Annotated in this window: 11 protein-coding genes and 1 pseudogene; 8 read left to right on the forward strand and 4 right to left on the reverse strand. The window is 63.6% G+C overall.

What is annotated here, in order from left to right:
• Nucleotides 1-151 precede the first annotated feature (151 nt).
• From HNQ01_RS20690 to HNQ01_RS20715, 6 genes are all read left to right on the forward strand, one after another.
• Nucleotides 152-451, forward strand: a complete 300-nt coding sequence (locus tag HNQ01_RS20690; protein WP_173807410.1) for a hypothetical protein — start codon at nt 152-154, stop codon at nt 449-451.
• Between the two features lie 170 nt (nt 452-621).
• Nucleotides 622-1590 (forward strand): DUF932 domain-containing protein, encoded by a 969-nt coding sequence (locus HNQ01_RS20695; RefSeq protein ID WP_173807411.1) that lies wholly within the window; start codon nt 622-624, stop codon nt 1588-1590.
• A 41-nt stretch (nt 1591-1631) separates the two neighbouring features.
• Complete coding sequence (locus tag HNQ01_RS20700) at nt 1632-2660, forward strand: YqaJ viral recombinase family nuclease (protein ID WP_173807412.1); 1029 nt, start codon at nt 1632-1634, stop codon at nt 2658-2660.
• Nucleotides 2661-2738: 78 nt separating this feature from the next.
• Nucleotides 2739-3659: a recombination directionality factor gene (locus tag HNQ01_RS20705; RefSeq protein ID WP_173807413.1), complete on the forward strand. Its 921-nt coding sequence runs from the start codon at nt 2739-2741 to the stop codon at nt 3657-3659.
• Between the two features lie 215 nt (nt 3660-3874).
• Nucleotides 3875-4156, forward strand: coding sequence for a type II toxin-antitoxin system TacA family antitoxin (locus tag HNQ01_RS20710; RefSeq protein WP_173807414.1), 282 nt, complete (start codon nt 3875-3877; stop codon nt 4154-4156).
• On the forward strand, nt 4153-4650 hold the full coding sequence (locus HNQ01_RS20715) for a GNAT family N-acetyltransferase (RefSeq protein WP_173807415.1): 498 nt from the start codon (nt 4153-4155) through the stop codon (nt 4648-4650). The genes HNQ01_RS20710 and HNQ01_RS20715 overlap by 4 nt, the downstream gene beginning before the upstream one ends.
• Before the next feature lie 135 nt (nt 4651-4785).
• Here the strand turns inward: HNQ01_RS20715 and HNQ01_RS20720 are convergent, their stop codons facing one another.
• Nucleotides 4786-5253, reverse strand: coding sequence for a nuclear transport factor 2 family protein (locus HNQ01_RS20720; RefSeq protein ID WP_173807416.1), 468 nt, complete (start codon nt 5251-5253; stop codon nt 4786-4788).
• Nucleotides 5254-5349: 96 nt separating this feature from the next.
• Here HNQ01_RS20720 and HNQ01_RS20725 point away from each other — a divergent pair, with 96 nt between their 5' ends.
• The gene (locus HNQ01_RS20725) at nt 5350-5937 is read left to right on the forward strand and encodes a TetR/AcrR family transcriptional regulator (protein WP_173807417.1); all 588 of its coding nucleotides are present in this window, start codon (nt 5350-5352) and stop codon (nt 5935-5937) included.
• A 137-nt stretch (nt 5938-6074) separates the two neighbouring features.
• Here the strand turns inward: HNQ01_RS20725 and HNQ01_RS20730 are convergent, their stop codons facing one another.
• From HNQ01_RS20730 to HNQ01_RS20740, 3 genes are all read right to left on the reverse strand, one after another.
• A complete protein-coding gene (locus tag HNQ01_RS20730; protein WP_173807418.1) occupies nt 6075-7322 on the reverse strand; it encodes a YagK/YfjJ domain-containing protein in 1248 nt (415 codons plus the stop codon).
• 1095 nt (nt 7323-8417) lie between these two features.
• Nucleotides 8418-10157, reverse strand: coding sequence for a YfjI family protein (locus tag HNQ01_RS20735; protein WP_173807419.1), 1740 nt, complete (start codon nt 10155-10157; stop codon nt 8418-8420).
• A gap of 725 nt (nt 10158-10882) precedes the next feature.
• Nucleotides 10883-11857, reverse strand: a complete 975-nt coding sequence (locus HNQ01_RS20740) for a tyrosine-type recombinase/integrase (RefSeq protein ID WP_173807420.1) — start codon at nt 11855-11857, stop codon at nt 10883-10885.
• Between the two features lie 150 nt (nt 11858-12007).
• On the opposite strand from HNQ01_RS20740, the pseudogene HNQ01_RS22235 reads away from it, so the two are divergent.
• Nucleotides 12008-12246 (forward strand): annotated as a pseudogene (locus tag HNQ01_RS22235) (transposase); the annotation flags it as partial.

A 12246-nucleotide genomic window follows, 5' to 3' on the forward strand; every position in this document is an offset into this window, starting at 1 on the left:
ATATCACCGTGGGGAGAGGGCCCAGCCATGCTGGCCCGCTCGAATTGCTGCGGCTCGCTCCATCGGCGCCGGCTCAGGTCCTTGAGATCAGAGCCGGCGCTGTGCTTTGGAGTGCCGTGTCCTTGAGCCTTTTCCCTGAGGAGATCCTGTCATGCAACGGGCTTGTCCTGTCTGTCATTCGATCCACCTGCTGCCCCGCGACACCGCCGAGCGCGTGGGCGGCTCCATCGGCCTGCTCGCGGGCCTGGCCGGCGGCCTGAGCGGCGCCTTGCGCGGCATCGTGGTCGGCCTGCCCGAGGGGCCTGCCGGCATGGTGCTGGGCGCCCTGGTGGGCGCAGCCATGGGCTGCGGCCTGGGTGCCAGCGCCGGCGAGACCGTCGACGAGCGGCTGCTGGGCAACTGGGAGTGTGGCTTCTGCGGCCATGTCTTCCGGAGCTCGAGCGCTGCCTGAGGCCCTCGGCCTCCCGCCAGTTCTCCCTCTGCCCCCCGCGCGGGGGGCATCGTCCCTTCCTTTCGTTCCCTGTCTTGCCTTTCGGGCCGCCTTCGTCTTCGTGAGCTCCTGCGCTCGCGAAGGCGAGGCGGCCCTTTTGCTGTGACCTCACCCCCTTCGGAGATTTCCCCATGGCACACCTCATCGAACAGATGGCCTACGTCGGCGACACCCCCTGGCACGGCCTGGGCAACGAACTGCCCGCCCGCCAGCCCATCGAAGTCTGGGCCGAGCGGGCGGGCATGAACTGGACCATCGAGCAGGCCCCGGTGCAGTACGTCGTCAGGCAGTCCGGCTCCTTGAGCGAGATCTGCGCCTTCGACGACCAGAAGGTGCTCTTTCGCAGCGACACCAAGGCGCCGCTGTCGGTGGTGGGCAACCGCTACCACGTCGTGCAGCCGCGCGAGGTGCTGGAGTTCTACCGCGACCTCACCGAGGTCTCCGGCTTCGAGCTGGAGACGGCCGGCGTGCTGAAGTCGGGCAAGAAGTTCTGGGCGCTGGCGCGCACTGGCCAGGAAAGCGCCCTCAAGGGCACCGACCTGGTCAAGGGCTACCTGCTGCTGGCCACCTCCTGCGACGGCACCCTGGCCACCACCGCCACGCCCACCACCGTGCGGGTGGTCTGCCACAACACCCTGTCGATCGCGATCCAGGGCGCCACCGGCGCCATCAAGGTGCCGCACAACACCAGCTTCGACGCCCAGGCGGTCAAGCGTCAGCTCGGCATCGCCGTCACCCAGTGGGACGGATTCATGTACCGCATGCGCACCCTGGCCGAGCGCAAGGTCAGGAGCCATGAGGCGATGAACTACTTCCTCAAGGTGCTGTGCCAGACCGACGTCACCAGCGACAGCGCGCAGGGCCTCAGCAACGAGCGTGCGCTCAAGAAGGTCCAGGCCCTCTACGACGGTCAGGGCCGGGGCGCCGAGCTCACCGCGGCCAAGGGCACGGCCTGGGGCCTGCTCAACGCCGTCACCGAGTTCGTCGACCACGAGCGCCGGGCGCGCAGCACCGAGTACCGGCTTGACTCGGCCTGGTTCGGCCAGGGCGCGGCGCTCAAGCAGCGCGCGCTCGACCAGGCCCTGCAGCTGGTGGCCTGAAAACGCGCCACGCCTCTCTCCCCCTTCCACGAAAGCCTTCCATGACCCTTTGCGACACCTCGATCCCGAGCGGCGCGCTGCGCCGCGTTCCCCGCGCGGGCACGGCCGTGCGGCTGGCGCGCACCACCGGCATGAGCCGGGCCGAATGGCTGCAGGTGCGCCGCAGCGGCATCGGCAGCTCGGACGCGGCGGCGGCCGTCGGCCTGAGCCCGTACTGCTCGCCCCTGGCGCTCTGGCTGGAGAAGACCGGCCAGGGCGAGGCCTTGCCCCGGCCCGACCCGGACGACATGGACAGCCCCGCCTACTGGGGCACCGTACTGGAAAGCCTGGTGGCACGCCAGTACACCCGCCGCACCGGTCGGCAGGTGCGGCGCGTCAACGCCGTGCTGCAGCATGCCCGGCACCCCTGGATGCTCGCCAACCTCGACCGCGAGGTCATCGGCTCGCCCGAGGTCCAGATCCTCGAGTGCAAGACCGCCGGGCTGCATGGCGCGCGGCTCTGGAAGGACGGCGTGCCCGAGCATGTGCAGCTGCAGGTCATGCACCAGCTCGCCGTCACCGGCCACCGGGCGGCCGACGTGGCGGTGCTCCTGTGCGGGCAGGAGCTCCAGATCCACCGCATCGAGCGCGACGAGCCGCTCATCGAGCGCCTCATCGCCCTGGAGGCGGCCTTCTGGGCCCAGGTGCAGCAGCGTCGGCCCCCGCCCACCGATGGCTCCGACTCCTGTGCGCAGGCCCTCAAGGCGCTGTACCCGCGCAGCACCGAGCAGACCCTGGACCTGCGCCAGGACTTTGAGGGCAGCCAGGCCTTTCGGGAACTGCTGCAGGTGCGCCGCACCCTCGAGTCCATCCAGCAGCGCGAGGCCGAGCTCAAGCACCTGCTGCAGTCGCGGCTGGCCCAGGCCACCCGGGCCGTCTTCGACGACGGCGCCATCAGCTGGAAAAGCAGCCAGGACCGCCTCGAGCTCGATGTGGCCGCGCTGCTCAAGGACCAGCCCGAGCTCCTGCAGCGCTATGGCGCGACGCGCAGCGGCACGCGCCGCTTTCTGGTCCAGCCCCGGCGCGAATGAGCCCGCCGGAGCTGGGCATGCCTGTCCGGGCGCGTGGGCCTCACCGCCCGGGCGCCTTTCACCTTCTGGAGACCGACCATGATCAAGGGCCTGGCCCTGACCCCGCCCGTCATCGGGCGCCTCTCGATCGGCCGGGTGGTCGAGAAGAACGGCAAGCGCCTGCCGGAGAAGGATGACGAGTTCACCCTCACCAGCCAGATCCAGGGCCGCGACGGCTGGGTGCCGCACCCGCTCGATGAGGTCCTGCGCCAGGCCAGCCCCGGCCAGGCCAAGCTGCGCAGCCTGCCGGTGCAGCTGCTCTTCAACGACCCCGCCCTGAACCTGCGCGTGCACTACACCCAGTTCGACCGCAGCAGCGGCCGGCCCGTGTGCGTGGGCAACGGCGAGAGCTGCCGGCGCCTGGGCAGCGAAGGCGTGCAGCAGCTGCCCTGCCCGGGGCCGCTCGCCTGCGAACGCGCCCAGGGCGGAGCCTGCAAGCCCTACGGGCGGCTGCATGTGCACATCGGCGAGGACGACGAACTGGGCACCTTCGTGCTGCGCACCACCGGCTTCAACAGCATCCGCACCCTGGCCACCCGCCAGCAGTACCTGCAGGCCCTCTCGGGCGACCGCCTGGCCTGCCTGCCGCTGGAGCTGCGCCTGCGCGGCAAGTCCACCCAGCAGTCGCACCGCACGCCGATCTACTACGTCGACCTGGTGGTGCGCCAGGGCCTGAGCCTCACCCAGGCCCTCGCACAGGCCCGTGAGCTGCAGCAGGCCCGCCAGGCCGCCGGATTCGACCAGCAGGCCCTGGACGAGGCCGCGCGGCTCGGCTACGCCCAGAGCGCCTTCGAGGAGTCCGAGGAAGAGGGCGCCGCGGTCGTGGAGGAGTTCTATCCGGATGCGAGCGAGCCGCCCCTGGCGCCCGCGCCGAGCCCACCGGCTCGCCGGTCGCTGACAGAGCGGCTGGGCGAGCGCATCGAGGCGCGAACACGGCCCGGCGCACCGGCCGCCATGTGACCCAAGCCGGTTCATCCACCCCCGCCGGTCTGGCGTCCGCGCCGCCTGCTGCGGGCGGTGGGGACGCCAGGCGGGGCCCTTCTTTTTTGTCGTCTTGCCGCCGAGCTTGTGACCATCCGATCTCACCGATCTGCACGCCGCAGCCGCAATCGTCGACAATTGCGCCTTGATCAGTACGGCAATCTGCCGTACTTTCGAGCCAGGAGGACACAAGCATGCCCGCAGCCAGCACCACGGCGCGTCTCGAAGCCCGCATCAGCACCGATCTGCATGCGATGCTCAAGCGTGCCGCCGAACTTCAGGGCCGCACCATGACCGACTTCGTGGTGTCCGCCGTGCAAGACGCGGCACAACGCGCCATCGAGCAAGCCGAAGTCATGCGCTTGTCGCTGGCCGATCAGGACTGTTTCGCGCAAGCCCTGCTGTCGCCGCCGACACCCGCGCCGGCGCTGGAACGTGCCTTCGCCCGCCGTCGCAAGCTCCTGCGCGCTGAATGAGTGGCGCCCCGTTCCGGCTTGCGCTGCTCGATGGGGCCCATGATCGCGCCGGCTTCTGCAGCGATTCGGAGCCGCTGAATCGCTACCTGCGCGAGCAAGCCACCCAGGCCATGCGCCGCCGCGTGGCGGCCTGCTTCGTGGCCTTGGCCGAGGGGCCGCGCATCGCGGGCTACTACACCCTGGCATCGGCCAGCCTCCTGCTGGCCGATCTTCCCGTCAGCACCAGCAAGAAGCTGCCGCGCTATCCGACCGTGCCCGCCGTGCGCATGGGCCGCTTGGCCGTCGATCAGGCCTTCAAAGGGCAGGGGCTGGGCTGCGCGCTGCTGGCCGATGCGCTCGACCGTGCCGCCCGTTCGGAGATCGCCGCTTTTGCCCTGATGGTGGACGCCAAGGACGAGACGGCCGTGGCGTTCTACCGGCATCACGGCTTCATCGCCTTGCCAGACTCGCCGCTGACCTTGTTCCTGCCGCTGGCAACGGTCCAGCGTTCTTGAACGCTCGCCGCGCCTGACCGTTTGATCCGAGAACGGCTCTCGTGCCAGGCGGCTCTGGGAGCGATCCCTGCGCCACCCGACTCCAGACGAGGCCCATCCCGTTCTCCTGCATCAGGCGTCCCGTCTGCGTCCCTGTCAGAGCCCCAGCTCGCTCAGGCCCGGATGCTCATCGGGCCGGCGGCCCAGGGGCCAGAAGAACCGACGATCGGCCTGGGCGATGGGCAGGTCGTTGATGCTGGCGAAGCGCCGCGCCATCAGCCCCTGCGCAGTGAACTCCCAGTTCTCGTTGCCGTAGGAGCGAAACCACTGGCCCGAGTCGTCATGCCACTCGTAGGCGAAGCGCACCGCGATGCGCTCGGCCGACCAGGCCCACAGCTCCTTGATCAGCCGGTAGTCCAGCTCGCGCGCCCACTTGCGCTCCAGAAAGCCCTGCACCTGCGCCCGGCCCACCGGGAACTCCGCCCGGTTGCGCCAGCGCGTGTCCTCGGTATAGACCTGCACCACCCGGGCAGGATCGCGCGAGTTCCAGGCGTCTTCAGCCAGCCGCACCTTCTGGCGGGCCGAGTCTTCGGTGAAGGGGGGCAGGGGGGGCTTGAGGTCCATCGGAGCTCCTGGGGGTTGGGCAACAGCAGGGTAGACAGATCTGTCTACATGGACCCAGTGTAAGGCCGAGTAGACAGCTCTGTCTACAATCCGGCCATGACCCCTGCCCCACCGACGCCCACCGCCCGCGAGCGCATCCTCCACACGGCCCACGACCTGTTCTACCGCGAGGGCATCCGCGCCACCGGCGTGGACCGGGTGATCGCCGAGTCCGGCGTGGCCAAGCTCACCTTCTACCGGCACTTCCCCAGCAAGAACGACCTGGTGCTCGCCTATCTGGCCCACCGGCACCAGACCTGGCTGGCCTGGTTCGAGGCGGCCCTGGCGCGGCATGGTCAGAACGCCCACGCCATCGCGCCGGCCGTGGGCGAGTGGCTGCGGGAGCCCACCTACCGGGGCTGCGCCTTCCTCAACACGGTGAGTGAACTCGCCGGCGCCCTGCCCGAGGTCACCGAGATCACCCGTCGCCACAAGGCGGACATGAGCGCGGCCATTGCGGCCGTGCTGCCGCCTGCACAGGCCCACCTGGCCACGGCCATGGCCCTGGCGGTGGATGGCGCCATCGTCCGGGCGCAGTTCGATCGCTCGGCCCACGAGGCCTTGCAAGGCCTTGATCTGATCGTGCGCAGCCTGCTGGGTGGGACCGGCGAATCGCCGCAGACACAAGCATGCCGCATGTCGTGATGAGCGTCAGGGGCTCGACACCGCGGCCGAGAACCCCCCTCAAGGAGAGTGAACTCATGGCGCCCTCTTGTGCGCCCTCAGGACGCTTTCTGAGGCTCCTGGGCAGGTGTGGCCCCCAGCGCCGTCTTCAGCGCCTTCTAGCGTGCTTCTGACGCTTCCTTGGCCGCTTGCCGGGGACTGACGGTGGAGAGCTTTTCCCGAGGTCGCCCGCGCTTGGGCTGTGTTGTCTTGGGCACGCCTCCCTTGCCAAAAGTGCGGCGATTGCCAGGCAACTGCAGCCGGATCCAGAAGTCGGGCTTGGTCAGGTATTCGATGAGCCTGTGCATGCCATCCCACAAATCGGGATCGCTGTGGCTGCGCATGCCCACTGCACAGCTCTTGTAACGGATCTCCTTGTGAGCGTTGCAGTTGAAGTAAAGGCCCTTGTTGTCGGTGATTGTTTCCTTCCATTGCTCACCCAGAATCTGTGCAATGGTCTCATCTTCCCTGTACACCGATCCGTCCAGGAAAATGATCGTGTGGTAGTGGTACCCTTTCAGCGAGCCATGCTCCAGCTTCCAGACGTAGCCCCTCAAATCCTTGCCGAAATTTTCTCTCAGGTAATCGATGAACTGTTCTCGGTGAGAGATCACGTCATCAACCGTGACTTCATCGTGGCCCACGTCGGTCACATCAAGCCGTTCCATCATCGCTTCGGTCTTGTAGCTCAGATCCAGTCGAATCACCAGCAAGCGTGAATAGCTTTCGAACAGTTGGTGGATGTAGTCAAGCAGGCTCTGTCGGTTCTTGTTGTAGACACGCCTGTAACTGTTCAACTGTTTTTTGAATTGTGGTCCTTGGGACGCTTCGATCAGCTTCTTTGTCAACTCATCGAAGCGTGAGTTCAGATCGCGAACCCATTCATCAGCATCGACATTCTTTCCGCAGACAAGATCTTTGCAGACATTGATTCGACTCAGCTTTTCCCTGAAATCTGCATCAAGAAATACTGAAAAGAAGAGTTCGGCAAGCGGATTGACCTGTTGCTTTTGTAGGCCATCCCAGTCGACGCCATCGTCGATGGCCTTGATGACTTCCTTGACTTTACCTGCCCAATGGCTGATCCGGTACACGCCCTTGTCTCTTACAACCAGCGCTGGTTTATTTCCGGTCGAATTGTTTTCAATCAGTGCTGCCGCAAGATAAACTGCTTGCTTGATTGGGAAAGAACGAAATCTTTCTTCTTTCAGAAAGGCAACTTCTCTCTTCTTGTCCTCGCCATCGCCCTCGTTTTTTTCCTCGAGTGAGATGAAGGCCGAATCATGCCAGCGGTCTAACTCGGACAGTTCCTTTGAACTGAGAGGGGGGAGAGTTCGTTTGTTTTTTCTGCCTGGCATGATGGTCATCCGATCACTGCAGCCTTTGAGGCTGCTGTGTTGAAGAGAGGCAGATGCTCTGCCTGATGTGTTGATGGTTCGGGTAGATCTTGGGATCTACCCTCTCATCAGGTAGGAGTGGGATGAATAGATTCATTTTTGATGGGTCTTCAGTGTCGGATACAGCTGGCGTACTTTGGAGTACACCAGCTGATCCCATTGAGGTTACCTTTTTCTTTTAATAACATAAAAACCATAATTGCGTCTGCCACTCGGGCGGTTCATGATTCGGTTTTCCATGCAAAAACATCGATTAAAACCATGTTTTTGCCTTAAAAACTCGATCGCAAAGCGCAAAAAATCATGGCCTCACTGACAAAGATACTAAAAAGTTAGTACGAAAATCAAGATAAAGCCGAGCGTGATCATCTGAGACGACATGGCCTGTCGAATAGCCGCCGAGAGCGGGCGCGTGTGGTTCCATCGCCGCGTCAACTGCTGCGGCATCCACGCGGCTGCTCTGCTGCGGCGCAGTGCTTGGGAGGTCTCTGGCGTCGCCACATCCCACACTGCGCACTGTCTTCACCCATGCACACGCACATGAGTGACACTACACTAAAATTAGTTCTCTCCATAGGGGAGAAGAACTAACTTTCTTGACTTGAAGAACCAATTTCCAGGACTGCATGCATGGCGGCAATGCACAAAGTGGCGCCGACTGGGACCGCGACGGTCTCCGTTCGACGCATCCTTCTCGTTCGCTGGGCAGGTCGACTCCTGAGGCAGGCATCACGCCTGACCGACTCTTCCTCAAGGAAGACCCCAACAGCGAGACGACTTCTGCCAAGCCAAAGACTGCCGGCCCTGAAAATATGAGGCAGTTATTTTGCCCCCAGTCTGAGTGCGGGCATGCAGGGTGAACTGCCGCGTCAACTGCAGTCCGAGTCGCCACTCGATCTGCTGAAAAGACGAGCCGGTTCGGCAGGGTGTCTCTGAGCCAACCTGCCATGACTCGGCCCATTTCAATCCGCTATCGCGCATGTCTTGAAGGCGTGAGCGTGCCGCGACATGAGTTATCCTTGTGACCCATGACAAAAGTCTGTTTTGTGTGGGTCACAACTGCGGTCATAAATTTTTCAGAGACTTCAAGAGGTGCGCCCTGATTCTTTCACTTGGGCTTAAGGCCGGCTTGCGTCGTGGACTTGCGCGAACAGATCGAGTTTGACTCGGCTGAGCCGCTTGTGGCGCACCGATGAACCCACGTGAATTTGGGTCTAAAAACAGACAAGCGATTGTTTTTTGTCCATTCTGGGTGTTCGGTCCGATCAGAATAGTTCCGTTTGTTTCCAGCAAATTCAAGACTGTCTTGACTTTGGACTTGCTGCCGAATTGTGGGTGTGCATACTCGACGACAAATTCGTATGTTAAAAGAGGCGAGTGAAATTGACGGCAGGCCTGATCAATGAAGCCAAGCATCCGCTGCACGTCTTGCGCAGCTTGAAAAGCCGGAGAAGTAGGGCCGAGCAGCGCCAAATATTGCTCGATATACCAATTGACGAAGCAAGTGGCTCGATAAATCGAATCCTCTGTGATAACGGAGTTATCCTCCTGGAACTGACTGAACAGGGCTGCCATTCGCAAAGCGTGTGAGCCGGCTTTCGAGGCGAACGCCGTGATCTGGCTGTAACGCCCACCGGGTCGCACTTGGTTGTTAATCGTGTCCGTAAATTCTTTCAGTGTCCTTGCGGCGTCTGGTGTGCAACTGACGACTCGTCGCGGCTCTGCGCGCACAAAAGCCAGCCAAGACTGCTCGAGCCAGCTTCCAAGACGCTGTTGCAGCGGTTTGATTCCCTGTTCCAGATGAGAACGATCTTCTCCACCTCGATGACCCTGTGTCGATGTGGGATAGCTCACCAGGCTGCGAGGCAACAGCCCGCTTCTTTCAGCCAGATTGTTCTGTTTTTCATTGAACTTCGCAAAAACCTCAGGCTGCAGCATGAGCGACATGGTAAAGCGCGGCGATTTTATTTTAATCGGCCCAGTGCTTTTGCGATTTATCTCAATCTGGTGGCCATCCCACAGCTCGTTGAAAAGATAAGGTGTGGGGGTCGCGGGGCCGTCAAGGACCGTGCCTGCCTCGTCGGACATCAGGCTTCCGAAAGGGCTGAATTCATGCAGACTATTCAGAATGGCCGCTGGCGTGGCGTTGGAGGAGATCATGTCGATCACCTTTGGTTTTTGAGGCTCAGGTTCCAGCGCTGCTTCACTGCGCTGTCTTTTCCTCGCTTTCATCACGCGCTGATATTCCTCATATTCCAGAAAACTTTTCTCGTGCAGCCGATCATGAACTGCCCGCAGCTCTCGCGTGAACATCTGGTCGCAGGTGGTCTTGCGTTCGCCAGATTTCCCCAAAGTGATCAGATAGAGCGCACAAGGCTCAATCGATCCGTGGGGAGTCTGAACATCGAGATGAGCTTGCTGCGACAAGGACAAGGCGCCCAGCGCTGAGGCACCGACCAGGGCCAGTGGCGCCTCGGTTCGGTACGCCACATCCATGACGGCGCGTCCGAGCTCAGGCGGAAACCACCACCAGGGATAGTTGTCCGGGTTCGGAAGGTGGCCGTAGGTGTCGGTGAGCTTCTGGATGTCTGGATCGACTGGGCATGCTCTTTGCCATGTGGTGTTGGGTGGGTAGGGCAGCACATGTGGTAGTGCCAGTGCAGGGTGAGTCGGTTGAAGATGCTGGTACATGGGGAGGGTTGCGGTGATGGGGACTTGGCCCGCCGCGCGGCGCGCGTGCTCAGGCTGGTGGTGCACTTCGTGGGTGGCGCCGGGTCGGCGCGCATCGCCGCCTGCCGTGCTCATGTCGAGCACGCAGCAGCGTGTGAGCCGATCAAGGGCTCACGTGCGCCGCACAGGGGCGCGTCGAGGCAGGCGCTTGCCCGGTGGGCAGTGGCGCTTGCAGTGCGCTGGCGAGGTCAGGCGACCGCCAGGCAGGCGTCTATGGCGGGCATAAAGAGCCGCCATGCCGTGTCAGTACACGGTCCACACATTCAACCGCGCAAGACCGGCATAGGCCACCGGTCTGGGGTTGTCATCGCAGCAACGAGGCTGCTTGAGCTGTCACGCGGCAGCTCATCATGATGTCGGCCAAGTAGCAATGCGCCTTGACGCACGCATCTGCTGTGACTTGCCGTTGAGCAAGCGCTTGCACGCCCTTGCTTCAGCACCTCCACCGAAGGAGGCCAATCCACCGGCACCCCAAGTCCGGCATGCGTTCCAATCGCCCAATGGCACTGGTTGTACGAACAAGCCAGCACGACCACGAGGGACCGTGCTTGTCGGAGTGCCGCCGACGAATCGGCAGCTAGGTCATTGTGAGACGATCATGCGCCAAACCTATCCGATCACGCAAGAGGTTAGGTGCCGAGTTCTGCCTGCTCGTTAACCCGCGTGCGCAACAGTTCCGGCCGCTGGGCTTGCCACGGCTTGAGCGCCTGGACGGGCGAGCGGTGATCGAGCGCCTTCCGGGGGGGCCGTTCAGTTTCGAGGAGACTCCGTCGCTTGAGAAGGCACCCTGCCTGCCCCCTTCAATACGTCACCTTGAACGTCGGCGAATCTTCGGGCCGAGAGCGGCGCCGGTCATAGATGCGGGTGGTGGAGATGTTGGCGTGGCCGAGCCACTCCTGGACCTTGGCGATGTCGGCCTGGTGATCCAGTGCATTCGTCGCTGCGGTGGCCCGCAGCGCATGCGCCCCCACCTCGAAGCCCAGCTGGGCGGTGTAGCCTCGCACGATCTTGTAGACCGCATCGGGCGACATGCCTGCGGCGCTGCCGGCGCCGCGTCCCTGCAGCGAGCGAAACAGGGCGCCCTGGCTGTCGTTTGCATGCCCTGCGGCGTCCAGGTACTCCGCGATCAGACCGCCGGCGGCCGGATGCAGGGGCACGAAGCGCACCTTGCCGCCCTTGCCCTGCACCCGCAGGTGCACCACCCCGCGGCGCTGCTGCTGCGCATCCTTCACCGACAGACGACATAGCTCCTCGCGACGCAGCCCGTGATAGAGCAGCGTCGCCAGCAGCGCTTGGTCTCTCTTGCCTTTGAGGCAGTCGTCGCGGGGGGCGTCGAGCAGCTGCCGCGCCTGGTGGTCGCCGAGCGCGGGCGTCTTGCCCTCGTAGGAGTCCACGGCGGGGCGCTTGATGCCTTTGACCGGGTTGTGGGTGACGGCGTTGCGTTCGCACAGGTACTCGAACAAGGACGAGAGGGCGGCGAGTCGGTGGCGCACCGTTGCGCTGCCGAGGCCGCGCTGCACCAGGTCATCGCGCCAGGCGATCACATGGGCGCGTGCCACGGTGCGGAACGCCTCGACCTGGGCGAGCCCGACGAAGCGCATGAAGTCCTGCAGCGCGGTCTGGTAGGCGCGGCGGGTGGCGGGGTTGCCGAGGTTGGCGAACCACTCCACTTCGGGGGGCACCTCGGCCAGGCGCTGGAAGGCCACATCGCTGAGCAGCGAGCCGGCGCGCGTCGGCAGCACCGCGCGCACCTCATCGTCTGGCTTGCTGCCCATGACCTGCCTCCGGCTATCAATTATTGATAATCTATTTTATCGATAAAACAAGATCAATCCCAGTGTCAGAACCATGAATTAAGGATGCTCTGCACAAGTCCACCCCACCCGTGCTTGGCGCCCAGATGAAGAGTTGAGACGATCGCAGCCATGAAGCAACAAAGCCTGGGTCTGGGTCAGTCGAGCAAGCGCACGCGACGTCGGGAGTTCCTCGGCGAGATGGAGCGCGTGGTGCTGTAGACGGAGTTGGTGTCGTTGGTGGCGCCGTACCTGCCCGAAGGCCGGCGTGGGCGCCCGCCGTTTCCGGTGGAGGCGATGCTGCGCATCCACTTCATGCAGCAGTGGTTCAACCTGTCGGATCCGGCGATGGAGGATGCGCTGCACGACGT

The organism is Sphaerotilus uruguayifluvii (assembly GCF_013294065.1).
GTDB lineage: Bacteria > Pseudomonadota > Gammaproteobacteria > Burkholderiales > Burkholderiaceae_C > Sphaerotilus > Sphaerotilus uruguayifluvii.